Below are 21228 nucleotides of genomic sequence, written 5' to 3' on the forward strand. Positions count from 1 at the left end.
CCGCCTTCGCCTGCCTCTACGGCGCGCCAAGGGGGCCCGCCGCGACGCTGTCCTACCGTCGTATTGCGCTCTATTTCCTTTGGCTCGTAATCGTCTTCACCACGAAATCCCCGGTCTCCCTGGTTCCGAGCGTGCCGCCAATGTCGGCCGGGCCCTGGCCAGAAACGACCGCCTGTTCGACCGCCGCTTCGACCGCCCGGGCTTCCTCGCTTCGTCCGAGATACTGGAGCATCAGCGCCGCCGACAGGATCGCCCCGAACGGATTGGCGATGTTCTTCCCGGCGTACTTCGGCGCCGACCCGTGCACCGGCTCGAACATCGACGTGCGACCGGGGTGCAGGTTGCCGGACGCGGCCATGCCGAGCCCGCCCTGCAGCTGCGCGCCCAGATCGGTGATGATATCGCCGAACATATTGTTGGTCACAATCACCTGGAACTGCCCCGGGTTCTTGACCATCTGCATCGTCAGCGCATCGATGTAGAGATGCGTCGGATCGATCCCGGGGTACTGCGGCGCCACCTCCCAGAATACGCGCTGCCAGAGCGCGTGTCCCATCGTCAGCGCGTTGCTCTTGTCGGCCATGCACACCCGGGTCAGACCGTTCGCTTTCGCGTGCTCGAACGCATGCCTGATGATCCGGTGCACGCCCTTGTAGGTATTGATGTCCTCCTGGATCGCGATCTCGTCGTCGGTGCCCGCCTTGAAACGGCCGCCGATGCCCACGTACATGCCCTCGGTGTTCTCGCGGAACACCACCATGTTGACGTCCGCCGGTCCGCGGTCCTTCAGCGGGCACAGCCGCGCGTCCAGCAGCTTGACCGGGCGATGATTGACGTAGAGATCGAGCTCGAAGCGGGTGCCGAGCAGGATGTCGCGGGCATGGCGCATATCCGGCACGCGCGGATCGCCGAGCGCGCCGATGTACACCGCGTCGAACTCGTCGCGCAGCATGGTGTAGCCGTTGGGCGGCATGCTGATGCCGGTCTCGAGGAAGTAGTCGGCGCCATAGGGCAACATTTCGAGATCGAGCGCGCGACCGAACACGTCGGAGACCGCGCGAAGCACCTTGACGGCTTCGGCTGTGACGTCCTTGCCGATGCCATCTCCGGGGATGACTGCAATGCGCATGATCCAATCCTCTTCAAGGGCCGCAACCCGCATCGCGGGGGTGGTTCATCTTATCAGAATGGGCCGGCCCGCCTTCCCCATCCACGGCGTGGCCTGACGACGCCTGGATCCGGCCCCGGCGGTCGAGTTCCCGACGCAGCCCTCCCGATCCGCCAGCCGCTCCATGGGCGCGGAAACCTATGACACCGTGCTATATTCGGCCCGATGGAACACGAGAAGCGCTCCGTGGCGCGTGTTGAGGTGCCCGGTGGCTTGCCGGGCGAGGTGAGTGTGCTGGCACCGGCCGAGATCCGGGAGTTCAGCCCACGTGGCGTGATGCTCGATACCGCGTTCCCGCTGGTCATCAATTCCATCCACGATGTCCGGCTTGAGCTGGATGACTGTACGATTGTCGTGAAGGGCCGGGTCGCCCATTGCCGGGTCGCAGACCTGGCCGGGGAGTTGGTGCGTTATCGAGCGGGAATCGAGTTCGTGGATCTGCCTCCGCACGCGGTATCCGCCATCGCGGCATACCTCAAGGGTGTTTCCGAGCGGCGGGCGGCGCGCGGCGCCCGCCCGTCCAGGGAACCTACTTCACCCTGAGGTGCTCGAGGTAGTCGCCAGACGCGATGCGCTCCGCGCGGCCGAGCGGAGCATTGTAGAAGTACACCCACGCCATCTCGACACGCCCGTCGTCGAGCGCCACCGGCACCTGCACGCGCGTGTAGAGGCTGACATCCGGCTCCGCGGAACGATACCCTTCAATCTCGTCGAGCTTGGTCAGTACGGACGGATCGTCCTCGACTTCGTACACCTCGCCCCAGACACGGCCGTCTGGCGCGGGAATCGCGGCGGGAAAGATCCCGAGATCGTAGAGCGCGGCCTCGATCGAGCCTCGGCCGATCAGCCGCATGCGCGTATCGATACCGGCTCGACGACGCCTGTCGAAGCCGCCCATCAGGGTTCCGTAGACGAAGACGTTGTCACTCACTGGCAGAAGTGCCTCCAACCCTGGACGTGCGCATATTCCGAAGTCGAATCGCGACATGCGGCCGCGAATGCATGGCGAGAAATAGGGCCTTGGGTATGGAGGAAGTGTAGGTGAGTGTTCCTGGATAGTCAAGACGCCGGGGCGCGCCGTGCTGGCGCGCCCCGGCTCGAGTCTGGGCTACTTTACGGGCTTTTCTGGCGTCTCGGGGCCCTTGGGCGCCGCCGGCTTCGGCGTTGCGCCGGAGCCGCGCTTCTTCGGCGTCATGACGTCGATCAGCTGCGTCGTGACGCCGAACGACAGTGACACCGTCTTGCCAGTGCCGCCCATCTCGACGTTCGGCCACAGGGCCTGCGCCTCCGGCCGGTTCCCCGCCTGCAACTTCGCCAACGCGACAAACCCCCGAACGATATCCCGCAGGTTGTTGGCGGCCTCGTCGGAATTGGTCTCCGCCTTCATCATCACCTGCACGCCGCCGTTCACGTGCCCGCCGGCCGAGAACCACGTAATCGGCGGGATCCGGTCCGTCACTGCCTGAGGCAGTTTCGCCTGAGACGTAATCGCCGCGAACTGTCCGACCACCCAAAAGCTGGACTCGCGCTGGTCGGCAATGAGCTTCATCAAGTCCGCGTTATCGCGGGCCGATCTCGATCTTCCGCCCTGCCCGTCGATGACGCGACGAACCACCGCGCTGGGACCGATCGCCACCAGCCCGCTTTCCAGGAACGCCACCTCAAGGTCGGCTTCGGAACCATGCCCGGTCTCCTCCGCCTTAGCCTTTGGCCTGATCAACCGCTTGCCCTTGTAGTCCTCGATCGTGGCGCCCTTCTCCCGCGCGAACGCCTCCAGCCGGCCCTGATCGAACCGGCCGCGAGCCAGCACGAGACCATCGGTTGTGTGGGACGGGGCACCATCCTGCCGCTTGTCCATGAACGCCACCACGTGGTCGATGTCCTGTTCGATATCGATGCCTGTGGACGTCCTGATTTCGTCCCGGCCCTCGTCGCTTGGCCCGCCGAACTGGCGCAGGCGCTGACGCAAATCGGAACTCATCACTTGCTTTACGTTGGCGTACGCCACGACGGCCGCATCCTCGGGAACCAGCGCAAGCTCCGCCGGCCCCGTATTCGAGGCGAACAGCCCCTGGGGCATGCCGCCGTAGTAAGCCACCAAGCCAATCGACAGCCCGACGAAGAAGACCAGAGCCGAACCGATCAGGAAGTAGCGTGTTTTTCCGGTCATATATGCCTCGCCTCTTACTCTGACTATACGGCCGTCAAAGATGGAAGTTCCCTCAGTCCTTCGATTCCCCTACGCAATGACGGCCCGGTCCCCTCAGGACTGAGTGCTGAGCGAGCGCCCGGGCTGTACCGCGTCGTGCCAGCGCGCCAGCCCTCGGGCGAGTCGAAGCACTCGGCGTGGGCGCACTACTGTTCGAGGACGTACTCTCGCTTCTCGACCATCCATCCGGCGATCGCCAGGCACACCACGATCACGACGAAGATGGCCGAAAGACTCATCGTCGGCGACGGAACGTCCCGGAACAGCGACTGCAAGGCGCTCCCCAGGCCGTCGGCCGGCATCACGTGAGGCACCAGCGCCTGCAGGTAGTAGGCAATGGTGAACTTCCTGAGGTAGCCGGGCAGCGCCAGCGCCACCTGCTCCCAGCCAAAGGCGAAGACCAATCCGACGACGAGCGGATGCTTGATGCCCGCCCCGATCAGGGCAAACAGCGCGCCGTAGGCGGCCAGTCCAACCCCGAGGAGGCCAAGGTCGATCAGCAGACCCATGAACCCTTCGGCCAGCGAGCCATGGCCGAGCGGCTGGACGCACAGGTACAGGACGACCACCGACGGCAGCACCACGAACACCGTGGTGACCACGTACGCCAGGTACTTGCCGACCAGCACGGCCCGCCGGCTGATCGGGCGGACGAACAGGTACGTGATCGTCTTGTCGTCGACCTCGTCGGCTATCAGGGACGTGCCATAGAACACCCCCAGCACGGGCACGAGGAACCGAAGATACAGGAGCCAGATCATGTTGCCGAAGACAGTCGGCCCGGTCACCGCCGCGCCACCCATCCGAATCGTCCCGGCGAAGCCCAATGCGTCGAGAATCCTCAGCATCAGTCCAAGCGCCACGGGTGACCCGACGACCAGGCCCAGGAAGATGGTCCGGCGCGACCAGAGCATTTGACCGAGCGACAGGTCGAAGACGCGGAGCACCGCGGTCGCAAAGCTCGGAGCCTTGCGGATCGCGGGACCCGCCAGTGAGGGACCGGCCATAGGAACCGTGACGTTCATGTCGGGTGTCATGGTGCTCATTTGACGAGGAACTTGAAAACCGCCTGGAGGTTGTCGTCCGGCGAGGTGACCTCGGTAATCGTGCCCGCCTGGCCCGACGCCGCCAATTCGGTCAGGTACCGGTAGAAACTGTCCGGCTTCGACGTCTCGATGATGATCGCCTCCTGCTCGAGCCTGAGGCTCAACACGTCGTCTCGAGTCAGGAACGCGCGGGCGAGGTCGCGCGGGTGGTCCGCGCGGACGTTCACGGTGTGCGGATGTTCGTCGATGAGATCGCGGATGCTGTGCACATCACCTTCGGCCAGGATGCGGCCGTTGTTGATGAGCAGGATGTTCGACGTCATCGCTTCGATCTCGTACAGGATGTGGCTGGAGACAATGATGCTCTTGCCGGCGCGAGCCCATTCCTTGATCAGACGAATGGTCCGGCGCCTGGCGATCGGATCCATGCCCGACAACGGTTCGTCGAGGATCAGCAGTTCGGGATCGTGGACAATGGCCTGGGCGAGTTTGACGCGCTGGCGCATGCCCTTGCTGTAGCCGCCAATCTTCTTGTCGGCCGCGTCCACCATGTCCACCCGCTCGAGTGCCGTGCGGGCCGCCGCGCTCGCTTCGGACTCCGAATATCCGTTGAGCCGGACCAGCCCGGACACCCACTCGAGGCCGGTCATCCGGTCGTAGAACGCGTCCTGCTCCGGGCAGAAGCCGACGCGAAAGAACAGTCCCGGATTTCCCCAGATCGCCTCCCCCAGCACGGTGATGGAGCCCTTGCTCGCTTTGAGCTGGCCCGTCAGCAGCTTCAGCAGCGTCGACTTGCCGGCGCCGTTCGGCCCCAGCAGTCCGGTGATGCCGGTCGGAATCGACACGCTCACGTCATTGAGGCCGATGACCTGGCCGTACCACTTCGAAACGTGATCGGCCACCACAAGCGGCGTCATGTCACCACCTCCACGCCGCGCACGCGCCGTTCCAGCACGAAGAGGGCGAGCGCCACCGTCGCAACCAAGGCAAGCACAGTGGCCAGCCCGGACGTCTCGAACCGGCCCGGCAGCCGGAAGATCAGGTAGGACAGCCGAGCCAGATTGGTCGACACGGCCATCCAGGAAAAGGAACTGTCCTGGGTGACGGCGTACACGACGCTGTAGAGGGCCTGCGTAAAGAAGATGATGCCCGCATACATGATGCCGACGAATCGCGCGCTCTTCGAGAGCGACGACAGCGCGAGCATGACCAGTCCCAGCACCGTCGTCTCGATCCCGGTGTAGACCAGAATCGCCGGCAGGATGAAGAAGTTGGACGAGATGAACGTCAGGTTGCCGGCGAACACAATCTGGACCACGACGAGCATGGTCGCGGGCAGCCAGGTCACCAGCAGCAGAAAGAAGGCCAGCACGGCGAACTTGCCGGCGATGTACTCGGCGCGATCGAGCGGTTTGGCCAGGTAGATCTGCAGCGCGTTGGCGCGCATGTCGTTGGCGATGAGCCCGGCGCCGGTGAAGATCGTGATGAAGAAGACGAAGACGCCCTGTTGCTCGAGGAACGAGCGGAACATCTCCGGTGAAGGCGACAGGATCGACATCTGCGGAAAGTTCGCCGCAAGGTACAGCATGACCGACCGATAAAAGAACGGCAGCCAGGCGACGATCAACAGGCCGAGAAACGCCCTCTTCTTCAGCATGTTCCTGACGCCCGCGGCCGCGATCACGGTCCACGCACGTCCGCTGGGCGAGCGCTGGCCTTTGTAGCGGCGGTAACTCTGATCGTGGATGGGCACGGCCTACTCCTCGCCCACCGCTTGGGCAAACACGTCTTCGAGCGTCGGGACACTCGGCCGCAGGTGGCGCACCTGCATGCCTTCGCGGGCGGCGAGCTGGAACAGTGCCAGCGCCCCTTTGTCGTCGGGCACGAACACACGCATGATGTCGTCCTCGGCCGCCTTGCTCACCATCCCTGCGGCCTCGAGCACGCGGGCAAACGCAACCCGATCGCCCTTGACGCGCAGTTCGAAGGCGCTGCCGCGCGGCCCCTTGAGGTCGTCAATCGGACCCTGCGTCGCGATGCGGGCCTGGTGCAACACGACGACGTGATTGCAGGTGTACTCGACGTCTGGCAGCAGATGCGACGAGAGAATCAGGTTGACGCCCTTGTTGTGCGCGAGATCCCTGATGAGCTCCAGCATCTCCTCCCGCCCCTTCGGATCCATGCCGTTGGTCGGTTCGTCGAGAAACAGCAGATCGGGATCGTGCACGAGCGCCTGGGCCAGCTTGATCCTCTGCTTCATCCCTGTCGAATAGGTCTCGACGTTCCGGTAGCGCGCCTCGCCAAGACCGACGTACTGCAGCACCTCGTGAGCGCGCTGCATCGCATCGACGTGAGGCAGCCCCCCCAGCTGGCCGCAGTACGCCACAAATGAGACCGCGTTCATCCCGGGGATGTGAGCGTCGATCTCGGGCATGTATCCGAGCCTGGCGCGAATCGCGGACGGCGATACGGCCACATCGAGACCAAGCACCTGCATCCGTCCACTTGTAGGCTTGACGAAGCCGAGCAGCGCCTTGAGCAGCGTGGACTTGCCGGCGCCGTTGGGCCCGAGCAAGCCGACCGCGCCGGCCGGGAATGCGGCAGTGACATCGAGCAGCGCCGCCTGCTTGCCGTAGACAACTGAGAGGTGCTCAATCTGGACGATGGCGTCGGCAGGTGGATCGGTCATATTCATCAGATAGATACGAGGACTCGGAGCACTCGGTTCGAATTCTTCCCTCGTGCTTGTCGCACGGGGCTCTGGAACAGGGATTAGGCGTCGGGGGTCAGGGGTTAGCCAATCGCGAATCCCTACCGTCCCGTCAGAGCGTCCCCCGCAGCCCCAACTCGTCCGCCTTCTCCCGCATGAAGGCAATGACGCTTGCGACGTGCTCGTCGAGCGGCAGACCAATCTCTTCGGCGCCACGGCGCAGGTCGTCCCGGTTGACCGCGCGCGCGAAGGCCTTTTCCTTCATCCGCTTCACCACCGACTTCGCCTCCAGATCCATCAGGCTCTTCGATGGACGCACCAGCGCGGCGGCGGTCACGAATCCAGCGAGTTCGTCGCACGCGAACAACGTGTGCTCGAGCCGCGTCTCGCGCGCGACGCCGGTATGGTCGGCGTGGGAGAGGACGGCGCGCACCAGCCACTCGGGGTAGCCCCGCTCACGCAGGACCTCGGCCCCGCGAAAAGGATGGTCCGTGAGATCCGGATAGCGGTCGTAGTCGAAGTCGTGGAGGAGCGCGGCGACGCCCCAGGCCTCCTCATCCTCGCCGAACCGTCGGGCGTAGCCACGGACCGCGGCCTCCACCGCCAGCGCATGTTTGCGCAGGCTCTCGTTCTGCGTGTATTCGGTCAACAGGGCCCAGGCTGCATCGCGCGTCGGTGTCATCTATTCCCCCGGCGGCATGATATATTCGCCCGACAATTGCCGCAACGAGTCTGTTCCCTGTTCCACACGGAGGCGCGAGTGATTACGGCGCTTTTTATCGCACTGGGGTTTCTAGCCGTTCTGTTCATCGCGGTGTGGATCAGCGAGGTGCGAAGGCACCCCGACATGCCCGATCCCGGCGCGCCGGACGCCGAACGCGTCGCGGTGGGCTTCTTTGCCAACTTCTTTGACGCGCTCGGCATCGGGAGCTTCGCCACCACCACCACTTACGTCCGGCTCCGGAAGTTGGTCGCCGACGAACTGATCCCGGGCACGCTCAATGTCGGCCATTGCCTGCCCACGATCACACAGGCGTTTATCGGCATCGCCGTGATTGCCGTCGATCCAGTGACGTTGATCCTCATGATCGTCACGGCGGTTGCCGGGTCGTGGTTCGGGGCTGGGGTCGTCTCACGTTTGCCGAGGCGGGCGATCCAAGTGGCCATGGGCGTCGCCTTGCTCATCGCCGGGGGGTTCATGCTCGCCAAGGCCACGGGCATGATGCCGTCAGACGCCGTGCGCGTGGGCGCCGCAGAGGGTGTGCTTCGAGCCGAGGCCAACTCGACGGGCAAACAGGTCGTCGCGCTAAAGGCCGGTGCGCCGCTGGAACTGGTGACTGCCGGCCGGGAGTGGTCCAAAGTCAAGATCCCCCAGACCGACGCCGAGAAGGCAGCGAAGACGCCGGAAGTCGCGGGCTTCGTCGAATCGTCGGCGGTGGTTGGCGTCGTGCTCGGCGTCACCGGCGGGAAGCTGGCCCTCGCCCTGCTGGCGAGCCTCCTGCTGGGTGCCATCATGCCGCTCGGCATTGGGTACTACGCGCCGTGCATGGTACTGATCAGCATGCTGGGAATGACTCCAAGTGCGGCATACCCAATCATGATGGGCGCTTGTGCATTCTTGATGCCCGTTGCCAGCATGCAATTTGTTCGAAAGCAGAAACACAGCCATCGCGCCTCCGTTGGCCTGGCCATCGGCGGGATCTTCGGGTCGGCGCTCGCGCTGTTCTTTTTCACGGAACTTCTGGATCTCTCCAAGGTCAGATGGCTCGTTACCATCGTCGTCATCTACACGGGACTCTCGCTGCTCAGAACGGCGGCCAGGGAGAAAGCGGTGGCCGCGAAGGCCTGATCGCCTCCTCGGTCACTCCAGCCGCAGCGACGGATCCGCGTTCAGGTCCGCGCTGGCGCGCACGCCGGCGTGAAAACGCCGAAGCCCCGCGGCGGCGATCATGGCGGCATTGTCGGTCGAGAGCGCGAGCGAGGGCACAAAGACCGGCACGCCGACCCGCACACCCGCAGCCATAGCATCGGCCCGAAGCCGGCTGTTGGCCGAGACGCCCCCGGCGATGCCGACGCTGCGAGCCCCGCACCAGCGCGCGGCCGCGAATGTCCGATCGAGCAGCGCCTCGACGACCGAGCGCTGGAAGCTCGCGCAGAGATCGGCGGTCTCGGCCGCGCTCGGCGTCCAGCCGGCGCCCCGGGCCTTCACGTAGCGCAGCACCGAGGTCTTCAGCCCGCTGAAGCTGAAATCCCACTGCCCCTTCAGGAACGGCGCGTTGCGATCCGGATGCGTCATCCTGGCGATCGGAAACGCCATCGCGCGATCATCGCCGAGCGGTGCCAGTCTATCGATCAGTGGCCCTCCCGGGTAACCGAGCCCGAGCAGCCTCGCCACCTTGTCGTACGCCTCTCCCGCCGCATCGTCTCGCGTTCTGCCCAGCAAATCGTAGCGTCCGGGCTGACGCACCTCGTAGAGACTCGTGTGCCCGCCAGAGGCGACCAGAACGACGGCCGGCAGCGGCAGATCGCCGTGCTGCAGGAACAGCGATTCGATGTGGCCGGCCAGGTGGTGAACCGGGACCAGCGGGAGATCCCAGACGGCAGCCAGCGCCTTCGAAAATGAGAGTCCGACCAGCAGACTCCCGACCAGCCCCGGCCCCTGAGTCACCGCGATCGCGCCGAGATCGCCGCGGCCGGTCTGCGATTCGGCCAGGGCTCGCTCCACCACGCCGCAGATGTCGCGGAGGTGCTGGCGCGAGGCCAGTTCCGGCACGACGCCACCCCACTCGCGGTGAATCTCTACCTGCGAGGCCACGACGCTCGATCGCACCAGCCACGGCTTCGCTGCCTCAGGGGTCTCCTCGACCACGGCGGCCGCCGTCTCGTCGCACGATGATTCGATTCCGAGCATGCGCATGGGTGACGTCAGTTCACGTCCGGGCACGGCATGCCGTGCCCCTACAAGACCCTTCTTCCTTCTTCCTTCTTGCTTCTTGCTACTGTCTACCGACTACTGACTACTGGCTACTATTCCCGCGCGCCATTCACTGCCTCGCGCAGGGAGTCCGCATACGGCGCCTGGCACACGCCTCGTTCGGTGATGATCGCAGTGACGTAAGCGCTGGGCGTCACATCAAACGCGGGGTTCCTGATCTTCGCCCCCACCGGCGTGAGCCGTGTCGCGCCGAGGTGGGTCACCTCGCGGGGATTGCGTTCCTCAATCGGAATGCGCCATCCGTCGGGCGTCTCCAGGTCCACCGTCGAGAGCGGCGCCGCAACGTAGAACGGGATGCCATGCGCCTTCGCCAGGACGGCCACCGAATAGGTACCGATCTTGTTGGCCACATCGCCGTTGGCTGCGATGCGATCCGCGCCCACCACCACCAGGTCGACAAGCCCCTGGTGCATCATCGCGCCGGACATGCTGTCGGTGATCACCGTCGTGTCGATGCCGTCGCGCACCAGTTCCCATGCGGTGAGGCGCGCGCCCTGCAGGAACGGACGCGTCTCATCGGCGATCACGGTGACGTGCTTTCCCTGCTCCACGGCTCCCCGAATGACGCCAAGCGCCGTGCCGTACCCGGCGGTGGCCAGCGCCCCGGCGTTGCAGTGAGTCAGGATGCGAGCGCCGTCCGGCACGAGCTCCGCGCCATGCCGTCCCATCGCCCGGCAACTGGCCACGTCCTCGTCGTGGATGAGGCGGGCCTCACCGTCGAGGCTGGCGCGAATCTGGTCGACCGACGCGCCGGCCTGGGCCAGCGCGGCAAACGTACGCTTCATGCGCTCGATGGCCCAGAACAGATTGACGGCGGTCGGCCGCGTCGCCGCCATGGTGTTGCAGATCTTCTGGAACTCGGTCGCAAACGCCCGGGTCCCGGTGGCTTTGCTGCGGCGCATCCCCATCGCGATACCCATGGCCGCCGCCACGCCAATCGCTGGCGCCCCGCGAATCACCATGGTTCTGATGGCTTTCGCCACCTCGTTCGCGGTGCGGCACCGGACCCAGATCTCGGATCCGGGCAGCTTCCGCTGGTCAATCATGACCACGGCATCGTCTTGCCAGTCTATAGTTGGCAGCATATTCCCTTCATCATACAAGAAGGGCGCGGGAGATCTCAGGGCCGCAGCAGGCGGGCGTCGAAGGGCAGCGGGAGGAGGTCCTTCATCCTGTAGCGGCCCTTCTCTTCGGTGAGGTTCGCCAGGATGACTTCGATGTCTCCGCAGAACTCCCAGAGAATCTGACGGCAGGGCCCGCAGGGTGGCGTCGGCTCCTGGGTGTCGGCCACGACGGCGATGCGCGTGAATGCCCGATGACCCTCGGAAATGGCCTTGAACACCGCGACCCGCTCGGCGCACACGGTCAGACCGTACGTGGAGTTCTCGATGTTGCAGCCGGTGACGATCGTGCCGTCGGCGGTCTCGAGCGCGGCTCCGACCTTGAACGTCGAGTAGGGCGCAAACGCCCGTTGGCGTGCCTGGCGCGCGGCGTCAACCAGCGTGTGGTTGTTCACGATGTTCTCCGATGTGCTCCACGATCTCCTGGAGCAGCGCGATAAACGCACCCTTGACGCGCTGCGCGGTCTCCATCACCTCCGCATGGTTCAGAACCTGCGGCAACACGCCGGCCGCCATATTGGTGATGCACGACAAGCCGAGCACTTCCATCCCCATGTGGCGCGCCACAATCGCCTCGGCCACCGTGGACATGCCGACCGCGTCGGCGCCAATCGTGCGAAGGTATCGAATCTCGGCCGGCGTCTCGTAACTCGGCCCGTGCAGCCCGGCATACACCCCGTGGGCCAGGACCTGCCCTATGTGACTCGCGGCTTCGTCGGCCAGTCCGCGGAGCCGCTTCGAATAGACCTCGGTCATGTCGGGAAATCGCGGCCCGAGTCGTTCGTCGTTGGGGCCAATCAGCGGATTGGTGCCGACCAGGTTGAGATGGTCATCGATCACCATTAACGCGCCCTGCGAGAAGGACGTATTGATCCCGCCGGCGGCATTGGTCAGGATGACGCTCTTGACGCCAGCCGCACCGATGACGCGCGTGGCGAACACCACGGACGCCATTGGGTACCCCTCGTAGAAATGTGCGCGGCCTGACAGCACAGCGACTCGGTGTCCGCGCACACGTCCGACCACGAGCTGGCCCGCGTGCCCGATCACGGTCGAGACCGGCCATCCGGGAATCGTGGCATAGGGCATCGACACGGACGCATCCAGCGTCTGCGCAAGGTCCCCGAGTCCGGACCCGAGGACGATGGCCACGCGAGGCACGTCCCCGACGCGTTCGCGCACAAAGGCGGCCGCATCTTGAATCTTCGAATAGTCGTCCATCACAGCAGGAACCCCGCAATAGTCGCCGTCATGAAGTTCGCCAGCGTGCCGGCGAGCATGGCCCGCAATCCGAGGCGGGCCAGGTCGTGCCGCCGGTTGGGCGCCAGCGCGCCAATTCCACCGATTTGAATGCCGATCGAACTGAAGTTCGCGAAGCCGCACAGCGCGAAGGTCGCGATCGTGAACGACTTCGGATCAATGGTCCCAAACAGCGATCCCGCCGCGTGCACGGCCGTCGCGCCGGCATAATTCCCCAGTTGCGCGTACGCGACAAACTCGTTCAGCACCATGCGCGTGCCGAGCAGGTTCCCGATAATCTGCGAGTCCTTCCAGGGGACACCCATTGCCCAGGCAACCGGCGAGAACGCCCAGCCGAACACCTGCTGCAGGCTCAGGTTGGCGAGCGACGTCATCCCGAGGTTGGCCGCCGCAAACGACCCGCAGATGCCGAGGAGGGCATTCAGCAGCGCGACCAGCGCCAGAAACGAGATCAACATCGCTCCGACGTTGAGCGCCAGGTGCAGCCCCTCGCCCGTCCCGCGTCCAGCGGCGTCGATGACGTTGACGTCGGTCCGTTCCACCTCCAGCTTGATGGTGCCCATCGTCTCGGGCTCTTCGGTCTCCGGCACGAACATCTTGGCCATCATCAGCGTGCCTGGCGCGGTCATGATCACGGCCGTCAGCAGGTGCTTCGCCTCGATCCCGAACAGGATGTAGGCCGCCATGATGCCTCCCGAAATGTGTGCCATGCCGGATGTCATAACGGTCATCAATTCGGAATTCGTCATCTTAGGCAGGTACGGCCGGATGGTGAGTGGCGCCTCGGTCTGGCCCATGAAGATGCTGGCGGCGACGTTGAGCGATTCCGCGCCGCTCGCCTTCATCACCTTCCGCATGCCCCACGCGAAGATGCGCACGACAAACTGCATCACGCCGAAGTAGTACAGGATGGCGAACAGCGCCGCGATGAAGATGATCGTGGGAAGCACCTGGAACGCGAAGATCATCGAGTAGCGAGCCCCGTCCGCGCCGAGCACCGCCGTCATGATGCGGGGCCAGCCCTGCCTGTCGCCGAGCGGCCCGAAGACGAATGCCGAGCCGACGCCGGCGAAATCGAGCAGCCACGTGATCTTGTCACCCAGATCCCTGAAGAGCCGCTGACCCCATTCGCTCTTCAGCACGATCAGCGCGAAGACGATCTGCAGTCCAAGGCCCCACAACACGGTCGGCAGATCGATGGCCCGCCGGTTGTTGGACAGCGCGTAGGCAATGCCGAGAATGACGATGGCGCCGGCGAACGGCTGCGCCTTGGGCACGCCGCCGACGTTGGCCAGCAGAACGGCCAGCAACGCTGCCAGCGCGCCGCCGGCGAAAATCCAGACTTCCGTCGAGGACAGGCGCCAGCCCGAGCGGCCAGACGTCGTGACAGGTGTCGTGCTCATGCCATCTCCAGCAAAGCGGTCAGGTAATCTCGCCGACCATGAGGGCCTGCGGCGCCGGCGGCGCCGCACCCAGTTCGATCGCCTGCCCGGCCAGGTCGACGGCGTCGCGCAATCCCAGACTGTCGCGATGGTACAGCTCCAGAACGGGTCCGCCCGAGCGCACGAGTGCGCCAGGCGTGGCCAGCACCTTGATTCCGACGCCGTGATCAATCCGGTCCTCGGCAGTGGCCCGTCCGGCGCCCAGGGCGGCCGCCGCCCGGCCAACCATCATCGCGTCGAGCCCGGTGACGTAACCGGACCGAGCCGCGCGCACGATCTCGCGTCCCGACGCCAGGGCGAGGCGGGCCGGATCGTCGACCACCGATACATCGCCGCCCTGCCTGGCCACCATCTGCCGGAACCTGGCGAGCCCCTCGCCTGAAGCCAGTGCACTTCGAACCAGGCGCTCCGCCTCGGCCGCCGTCTCGGCGCGCCCCGCCATCAGCACCATCCGCGCCGCCAGCATCACCGACAGCCCCGTCAGATCCGGAGGGCCCTCGCCGCGCAGCGTCTCGATCGACTCGATCACCTCGAGCGCATTACCGACGGCTCGGCCGAGCGGCGCATCCATCCGCGTCAGCAGCGCTTCGGTCCGCACTCCGGCCAGCCGCCCGGCGCTGACCATCGCTCGAGCCAGCTGGTCGGCCTCCGGCGCTGTCTTCATGAACGCGCCGCGCCCCACCTTGACGTCGAGCACAAGGGCGTCAATCCCCTCGGCGAGCTTCTTACTCATGATCGACGCGGTGATGAGCGGAATGCTCTCCACCGTGGCTGTCACGTCCCGCAAACGGTACAAGCGTCTGTCGGCCGGGGCGATGTCACGCGTCTGGCCAACGATGACGCATCCCACCTCGGCGAGCGCATCGACGATCTCCCGGGCCGACAGATCGACCTTGAAGCCCGGAATCGCCTCCAGCTTGTCGAGCGTTCCTCCGGTGTGTCCCAGCCCGCGTCCCGACATCATCGGGACGATGGCGCCGCAGGCAGCGGCCAGGGGCGCAAGGATGAGCGAGGTCTTGTCGCCCACGCCGCCGGTGCTGTGCTTGTCCACCTTCAGCCCGGGCAGGCTCGCCAGGTCGAATCTGGCCCCTGATCGAGCCATCGCGTCAGTCAGCCAGGCTGTTTCCTCGTCTCCCATCCCGCGGAGCACGATGGCCATCAACAGGGCGGAAATCTGGTAATCGGGCCAGGATCCATCGGTGGCGCCCGTGACGAAACTGTCGACTTCGTCGCGGGTGAGCCCGAATCCGTCCCGCTTTCTGCGGATGATGTCGACGGCACGCATGGGAATCAGAAGTATAGCGAAAGTCGCGGGCTCGAAGTGCCGATATTCCTGTGTAGCCGCTCCAGGCGGGCGGCTCAGTCTATGTCTGCCTCCAACTCGCACACCGTGCCTCCCAACGCCGCCGGCGACGTGGCGAGCTTCGCCCGCATGCTCGTCGCGGCGGCGCGGACCTGGCAGATGTACTCGCCCGACCACCCAGCGTCGTTGACGGCACTGGATCGGCTTGCGCGAGCCGTCGACGCGTTACAGGCCCACTCGGATCTGACAATCGGAGTGACGCCCGTGACCCTGATGGTCAACGGCGCGGCGCTGGCGCGCGACGTGCGCGTCACGGAAGCGGCCGCGATGCTCCATGACCACGACGTGCTTCGGTTGCGGTTTCCGTCCCCCACCACCCCGGCCGTGCTCTCCGATTTGCTCCGCATGCTGATCGCGGACGCCGACGCCGTCCGCGCCCTCGGAGGGCCTGCCAAAGCGTGGGCTGAGTCCGGCCACCAGAGCGTGGAAATCGACCAGATCAACTTTGAGGCACTGATGGCCGACCGGGGGCCGGCGGCCGGCGGCCCGCCTCTCTTGTCCCCCCCCGGCGCCGGGTCAGACGCCCCAGCACGGGCTGACTCGACCGCGCATGATGACGTCTGGGAGTCCATCGTGTCGTCGATGTCGAGCGGCCGGCCCACTGAAGGCTCATCAGTCCAGCAGCGCCTGCTCGAGATCGCCCGTTCGACTGATGCGATCGAATCGCTGGCGCGTGAGGTCGCGCCCCTCGCAGCCGGCAAACCACAGTCGGCAGTGGTCGCGGCGCAGGCCGCCACTGTGCTGACGACCTTTCGGCGCCTGGTGCGGGCGGTCGAGGCCCAGTCTCCGGACGAGAAGTCGGCCACGCTGCGCAACCTCGCAGAGGCCGCTTCCCGGCTCGATCCCCAGGTGGTGATGCGGGCGGTCGCGGAGTCGACTGAGTCCGGCAGCGGCTCGGACGTCACCACGGCGATGGGCAACTTGTTCGATGACGATCAGGTGGCGCGCATGCTGGCCCGATCGCTCGCGGCCGAAGGCAAGGCCTCGGGCCGCATCGCGGCGGCGTTCAGCACGCTTGCTCCTGATCCCGCCCGGCAGCAGCAGGTGCTGCGCCTGGCACGAGCACGCTCGGCACCTGACATCGACGAAGGCGCGGCAGGCATTGGTGCCGCCTTCCATTCACTTGAACAGATGCTCAGCGGGCCCGGCGACGTGGCCTACACTTCGACCGAGTACTCTGCCAGCCTGGATGACGCCGAGTCGCGTTCACACCAGTTGAGACTGAGCGTACCCCCTCAGATGGACGAATGGATGCGCACCGTGTCGTCCGACTCGATCCGATCGCTCTCATCTGTGCTTCTGCTCGACTTGTTTGCGCTGGAGGAACGGCAGGGCGAGATCGTCGAGACCGCAGACGATCTGGCGGCGTTGGCCGAAGATCTATTGATGTCGGCCGATACCGTCGAGGCCGATCGGGTGGTCCACACGCTTGACACGACGGCCTCGGACCGGTCGCCGCACCACGCGGAGGCCGGCAGCAAAGCGCTCGAGACGATTGCCCGCTCGACGTCGCTGAGCGAGATGAGCTTGGCGCTGGCCGATTTCGACAGCACGCAACTGGCGTGGTTCGGGCGGTTCTGTCATCAGCTCGGCCCGGCAGCGCTGGAATCGCTCGTTCCCTCCATGCTGACCGCACCCGAGGGCGAAGGTCGCCATCGTCTTGACCAGGTCATCGTGCAATTCGGCGACGAAGCGGTGGCGCCGCTCACTCAACTGATCGAATCCTCGGACCGCGCCGTCTGCCGCGCCGCACTTCAGTGCATCGGCCGCATCGGCACCGACAAGGCCATCGCCGTGCTCCAGAAGCTGATCGGCGGAGAGGACGTCCGAACCGCGCGAGATGCGGTCGTCGCGCTCGTGCGCATCGACGACAGCTCGGCCCTGCGGCCGGTGATCGCGGCGCTGCGGGATGGCCCGTCTGCGCTTCGTCATCTGGTTGTCGACGCGCTCGCCGCCAGTCGCGAACGGCGCGCTGCGCCGCTGCTGGCCGCCACGCTCGACACGATCGACCCGCTCGGGCCGGAGCACGAGCTCGCCATCCGCGTGCTTCGCGCCTTGCGTCTCGTGAATGATGACGCGGCCGTCCCGGCCATCGCCAGGACGTTCGGCGCCTGGAGTTGGCTGCGGCTGGCGAGGGCCAGTCGTGTGAAGCGCACGGCAGCCGGCGTGCTGGCATCGATGAAGACGGACGCGGCCCTGGCGGCCCTCGACCAGGCGGTCACCGATGGCGACGTCCTGTCGAGAGGACACGCGCGACTGGCGCGGGGCACGAGAACATGACGGCGGAAGACCCACGACCCCTCGATGACCTCGTCAAGCGGCTGGTCGCTGCCATCCGAGCCAACGCTCTGTACTCACCCACCCACCCGATCGTCAACCGGAGCGTCGGCGGCCTGCTCGCCGCATTCGAGGAGCAGTTCCGCAGCCGGCCCACGCTGTCGATTGGCTTTTTCGGCAGCGACGTCGTGGTGGGCGGAACCAGGCTGAAGGGATCGGCAGGTTCCGCCGGGCTCGTCCGCCATTTCCGCGAGCGCCAAGTCGGGAAGCTGACGTTCTCCAAGGACATGGGGCAGGAGGGCCTGCGGACGTTTGTCGGCGTGATCGCGGATCGTGACACCCGCCCGCTGTCCGAGCGCCTGGCTGGGACGCCGATCACCGGCGTGTCGGTGGGTACGATTTCGACGGACGACCAGACGCCCGACATCATGGATGTCGGCGCCGCCCGGCAGGTGTACGGGGTGGCCGTGGCCGCGGCCGACGCGTTATGGGGCTCTGCGGTAGCCGGCGATGAGCCCGATCCGAACGCCGCGCACCTCATCATCGACGCGCTGGCGACGTCGATGACCCAGGATCGGACGCTGATGCTCGCGCTCACCGAACTCAAGGGGCACGACGAGTACACGTTCACACACATGGTGAACGTGTCGCTGCTGACCATGGCGCAGGCGCGCACGCTGGGCATCGAGGGGCAACTGTTGCGCGAATTCGGGCTGGCGGGCCTCATGCACGACATCGGCAAGGTGAAGACGCCCCGCGAGATCCTCAACAAGCCTGAGCAGCTCACCCCCGAGGAATTCTCCATCATGCGACGGCACGTCGTGGACGGCGCTCAGATTCTCCGTCACATACCGGAGATGTCGCCGCTCGCACCCATTGTCGCCTTCGAGCATCACTTGAGACAGGACCTGAGCGGCTACCCCGAGAACGTCGGGGCGCGAACGCTCAACCTCTGCACGATGCTCGTGTCGATTGCCGACGTGTTCGATGCGCTGCGGACGAAACGGATCTATCGTGACGGGCTGCCGGCGGCTCGTGTCCGCAGGATGCTGGCGGAAGAGTCGGGCCAGGCGTTCGAACCGACGCTGCTTCGCCGGTTCATCTCGCTGGTCGGGATCTTCCCCGTCGGCACCTGCGTGCGCCTGAAGACCGGAGAGCTCGGCATCGTCACGGCGGAGCACGCCACCGACGCATTCCGGCCGATTGTCAGGATCCTCATCGACTCGCACAACGATCGGGTCGACCGGCCATGGATCGTGGATACGGCCGACCGTGATGATCAAGGCCGGCATCCCTACTCCGTGCTCGAAGCGGTCGACGCGAAGAGCCTGGGACTCGACGCGCCCAGCCAGGTGCCCGCATGACGCAGAAGGCTGAATCCGACGGCGTCACACTCGAACCGGTGCCGGCCGAGACCGCCGCGCTGCTCACGAGCTTCGCGCGCGCGTGTAAGGCCGCCTCCCGGGCGGTGGTGCTCTATCCGGGGGAACATCCGACGGTCTCGAGCGCGTTGCTCGCTCTCACCGCTGCCGCAGAGGCCGCGACAACGTCGGGTCCGCTCGGCTTCGCGGTCACACCGGACGCGCTGCTGGTTGGCGGCCGCCAGATCGCGAAACCGGAGGCCGCCGTCGCCGAACTGGCAGCGCTGCTCTACGCCCATCAGGTCGCACAGGTCGTCGTCCAGCCGCACACTGACGAGGCGTTGTGGCGCCGCTTCCTCACCGTCCTCGGCGTACCTCCCGGACAGGCTCGGCTTCGGGGCGGGCTGGCACGTCTGTGGTCCTCGGAGGGTCAATCCAGGATTGAGTTGCGCCGCATCGACTTCCAGGAGCTCCTTCGGGAGCGCATCCGGGGCGATCGGGCCACGTGGGACCAAATCGTCGCCGAGTGTCTCGAGGGAGATCGGGTCGCGCTGGACGATTGGACGATAGATCTGATCAGCGAGGTCCTCGATCGTCCGGGGCAGATCGGCGAGTTGTTCACCGCGATCACTGAACGGACCGTGGGGAATCGGGAAGGCGGCGCCGAGCAGCTGGCGGGACTGCTCCACGCGGTCGCACAGTTTGTGGCGCGAACACAGCCTGACGCGCTCGACTCGGTGATGTCGGCCATCGCCGACGCCGCGGCGCGGCTGCCCCTGGCCACCCTCGGCCCGATGGTGAACGCGTCGAGAACAGGCACGCGCGCCAGCTTCGGCCGGTTCATCGCGGACGTCGCGCGCCGGATCGACGACGCCGCGATCGCCGGGCTGATCGCATCAGAGGTGCGCAACGGCCGCGGCACCTCGCCGGCAGTTGCCGACGCGTTCTGCGGCCTCGCGCCCGACCGCTCCCGGCGCTCGGCCATTCTGAATCTGGCGCGCAAGTCGGTCGAGAGAACCGGTGAGCCCGTCGACGACACGGCCGCCGTCGCGTGGCAGTCATCAGAAATGTTCCTCCTCTCGTACTCCGATGAGCGCTTCGTCCCAGACACGTACGGCGCCGAACTCGATCGGATTGCGGACCGCGCCGTGGACCTGGATCAGGACCGAACCGACCCGCCTGACCGCGTGGCGGCCTGGATCAGCTCGGTGGACGAATCGGCCGTCAGACTGCTCGACTCACAGATGCTGGTGGACCTGATGCGTCTGCAGCTCAATGCCAGCCGCTGGCGCGAACTGGCGGATCTGGCTCTCGCCCGCGTCGACACGCTGGTGGTCCTCGGCGACTTTCCGTCAGCCACGTTCCTGGTCGGATCGATACACCGCCAGGCGCAGGACCACCCCGATCCCTCCGTGCAGACGCTGGCCGGATCCCTCCTGGATCGCACGCTGAACGCGGCTGTGATGCGCCACGTCGCGACCCACCTCGACACGACCGACAAGAACATCGTCGCTGCCGCCAAGCACTTCTGCCACGCCCTCGGCACGTCGATTGTCGGGCCGCTGGCCGAAGTGCTCTCGCGCGAAGAACGCACGCGGGCGCGCCAGCACCTGGTCGAGGTTCTCCTGGACCTGGGCGCCGGGGGGCGGCAGGCCGTCGAACGGCTGAAGCAATCGTCGAATTCGGCTGTCCGCCGAACGGCGGTGCAACTGTTGCGCGAGTTCGGCGGTCATGACGCGCTGCTCGATCTCGAGAGCCTGCTCGACGATGCGGAGCCGCAGGTGCAGCGAGACGCGACGCGCGCGATTGCCATGATGCGCACAGAGGCCGCGTTCGAGACGCTCACGCGTGCGTTGAGCACGGGAACCGAACATGCCCGCTCGGTCATCACTGGCATGCTTTCCACCCTTCCGAACGAAGATGCGCTGCCGATGCTGGCACATCTGGTTCGGTTGGCTCCCTGCCGTGGCCCGATGTGGCAGGTGTACGAACGCGCGGTGCTCCGACTCGGCGCCATCGGCGGCCGGACCGCCGTCGAGGCGCTGGCCGAGGTGACCAACAAGCGAGGTGTCTGGGCCCCGTTCAAGATCGTCGCGCTTCGCCGCCTGGCACTCCAGGCCCTCGCTCGCATCGGCACGCCCGACGCGCTTGAGGCGCTTCGCGCCGCCGCCGGCGCGGGACCACGAGGCGCCAGATCGGCCGCGCGCCGCCTCCTTGCGGCGCGCCAGGGAGAGCAGTGACCAGAGTCGTGAATCGAAGAGCGCCGGGAGATCCGT

The 21228-nt window shown here is 66.0% G+C and carries 19 protein-coding genes; 5 read left to right on the forward strand and 14 right to left on the reverse strand.

Annotated elements, in window-relative coordinates:
* Window positions 1-70: 70 nt before the first annotated feature.
* The gene (locus NTV05_01485) at window positions 71-1132 is read right to left on the reverse strand and encodes an isocitrate/isopropylmalate dehydrogenase family protein (GenBank protein MCX6543067.1); all 1062 of its coding nucleotides are present in this window, start codon (window positions 1130-1132) and stop codon (window positions 71-73) included.
* Window positions 1133-1354: 222 nt separating this feature from the next.
* Here NTV05_01485 and NTV05_01490 point away from each other — a divergent pair, with 222 nt between their 5' ends.
* On the forward strand, window positions 1355-1711 hold the full coding sequence (locus tag NTV05_01490) for a PilZ domain-containing protein (GenBank protein ID MCX6543068.1): 357 nt from the start codon (window positions 1355-1357) through the stop codon (window positions 1709-1711).
* Here the strand turns inward: NTV05_01490 and NTV05_01495 are convergent.
* The 7 genes from NTV05_01495 to NTV05_01525 all read right to left on the reverse strand — a co-directional run bounded on the left by NTV05_01495 (window position 1698) and on the right by NTV05_01525 (window position 7815).
* The gene (locus NTV05_01495) at window positions 1698-2099 is read right to left on the reverse strand and encodes a gamma-glutamylcyclotransferase (protein ID MCX6543069.1); all 402 of its coding nucleotides are present in this window, start codon (window positions 2097-2099) and stop codon (window positions 1698-1700) included. The genes NTV05_01490 and NTV05_01495 overlap by 14 nt on opposite strands.
* A gap of 177 nt (window positions 2100-2276) precedes the next feature.
* The gene (locus NTV05_01500; protein MCX6543070.1) at window positions 2277-3338 is read right to left on the reverse strand and encodes a hypothetical protein; all 1062 of its coding nucleotides are present in this window, start codon (window positions 3336-3338) and stop codon (window positions 2277-2279) included.
* Between the two features lie 185 nt (window positions 3339-3523).
* A complete protein-coding gene (locus tag NTV05_01505) occupies window positions 3524-4423 on the reverse strand; it encodes an ABC transporter permease subunit (protein ID MCX6543071.1) in 900 nt (299 codons plus the stop codon).
* On the reverse strand, window positions 4420-5340 hold the full coding sequence (locus NTV05_01510) for an ABC transporter ATP-binding protein (protein ID MCX6543072.1): 921 nt from the start codon (window positions 5338-5340) through the stop codon (window positions 4420-4422). Before NTV05_01510 ends, NTV05_01505 begins: the two co-directional genes overlap by 4 nt.
* The gene (locus NTV05_01515) at window positions 5337-6176 is read right to left on the reverse strand and encodes a hypothetical protein (protein ID MCX6543073.1); all 840 of its coding nucleotides are present in this window, start codon (window positions 6174-6176) and stop codon (window positions 5337-5339) included. The genes NTV05_01510 and NTV05_01515 overlap by 4 nt, the downstream gene beginning before the upstream one ends.
* A 3-nt stretch (window positions 6177-6179) precedes the next feature.
* Window positions 6180-7112 carry an ABC transporter ATP-binding protein gene (locus tag NTV05_01520; GenBank protein MCX6543074.1) on the reverse strand — a complete coding sequence of 311 codons (933 nt, stop codon included), beginning with the start codon at window positions 7110-7112 and terminating at the stop codon, window positions 6180-6182.
* 133 nt (window positions 7113-7245) lie between these two features.
* Window positions 7246-7815, reverse strand: coding sequence for an HD domain-containing protein (locus NTV05_01525; GenBank protein MCX6543075.1), 570 nt, complete (start codon window positions 7813-7815; stop codon window positions 7246-7248).
* Window positions 7816-7893: 78 nt separating this feature from the next.
* Here NTV05_01525 and NTV05_01530 point away from each other — a divergent pair, with 78 nt between their 5' ends.
* A complete protein-coding gene (locus NTV05_01530) occupies window positions 7894-8982 on the forward strand; it encodes a hypothetical protein (protein ID MCX6543076.1) in 1089 nt (362 codons plus the stop codon).
* 12 nt (window positions 8983-8994) lie between these two features.
* Here NTV05_01530 and tsaD read toward each other — a convergent pair whose 3' ends face one another.
* The 6 genes from tsaD to NTV05_01560 all read right to left on the reverse strand — a co-directional run bounded on the left by tsaD (window position 8995) and on the right by NTV05_01560 (window position 15236).
* Window positions 8995-10050 carry a tRNA (adenosine(37)-N6)-threonylcarbamoyltransferase complex transferase subunit TsaD gene (gene tsaD / locus NTV05_01535; protein MCX6543077.1) on the reverse strand — a complete coding sequence of 352 codons (1056 nt, stop codon included), beginning with the start codon at window positions 10048-10050 and terminating at the stop codon, window positions 8995-8997.
* Between the two features lie 110 nt (window positions 10051-10160).
* On the reverse strand, window positions 10161-11213 hold the full coding sequence (gene mtnA, locus NTV05_01540) for an S-methyl-5-thioribose-1-phosphate isomerase (GenBank protein MCX6543078.1): 1053 nt from the start codon (window positions 11211-11213) through the stop codon (window positions 10161-10163).
* 35 nt (window positions 11214-11248) lie between these two features.
* Window positions 11249-11644: a cytidine deaminase gene (locus tag NTV05_01545; GenBank protein ID MCX6543079.1), complete on the reverse strand. Its 396-nt coding sequence runs from the start codon at window positions 11642-11644 to the stop codon at window positions 11249-11251.
* On the reverse strand, window positions 11622-12470 hold the full coding sequence (locus NTV05_01550; GenBank protein MCX6543080.1) for a purine-nucleoside phosphorylase: 849 nt from the start codon (window positions 12468-12470) through the stop codon (window positions 11622-11624). Before NTV05_01550 ends, NTV05_01545 begins: the two co-directional genes overlap by 23 nt.
* The gene (locus NTV05_01555; protein ID MCX6543081.1) at window positions 12470-13912 is read right to left on the reverse strand and encodes a NupC/NupG family nucleoside CNT transporter; all 1443 of its coding nucleotides are present in this window, start codon (window positions 13910-13912) and stop codon (window positions 12470-12472) included. Before NTV05_01555 ends, NTV05_01550 begins: the two co-directional genes overlap by 1 nt.
* A gap of 19 nt (window positions 13913-13931) precedes the next feature.
* The gene (locus NTV05_01560) at window positions 13932-15236 is read right to left on the reverse strand and encodes a thymidine phosphorylase (GenBank protein MCX6543082.1); all 1305 of its coding nucleotides are present in this window, start codon (window positions 15234-15236) and stop codon (window positions 13932-13934) included.
* An 81-nt stretch (window positions 15237-15317) separates the two neighbouring features.
* On the opposite strand from NTV05_01560, the gene NTV05_01565 reads away from it, so the two are divergent.
* From NTV05_01565 to NTV05_01575, 3 genes are read left to right on the forward strand one after another with little or no spacing between them, the layout of a single operon-like run.
* Entirely contained in the window at window positions 15318-17594 is a 2277-nt protein-coding gene (locus tag NTV05_01565) for a HEAT repeat domain-containing protein (protein ID MCX6543083.1), read from the forward strand.
* Window positions 17591-18955, forward strand: coding sequence for an HD-GYP domain-containing protein (locus NTV05_01570; GenBank protein ID MCX6543084.1), 1365 nt, complete (start codon window positions 17591-17593; stop codon window positions 18953-18955). The genes NTV05_01565 and NTV05_01570 overlap by 4 nt, the downstream gene beginning before the upstream one ends.
* Entirely contained in the window at window positions 18952-21192 is a 2241-nt protein-coding gene (locus tag NTV05_01575) for a HEAT repeat domain-containing protein (protein MCX6543085.1), read from the forward strand. The genes NTV05_01570 and NTV05_01575 overlap by 4 nt, the downstream gene beginning before the upstream one ends.
* Window positions 21193-21228: the final 36 nt, after the last annotated feature.

The sequence above is a fragment of the Acidobacteriota bacterium genome (assembly GCA_026393755.1).
Lineage (GTDB): Bacteria > Acidobacteriota > Vicinamibacteria > Vicinamibacterales > JAKQTR01 > JBAXOX01.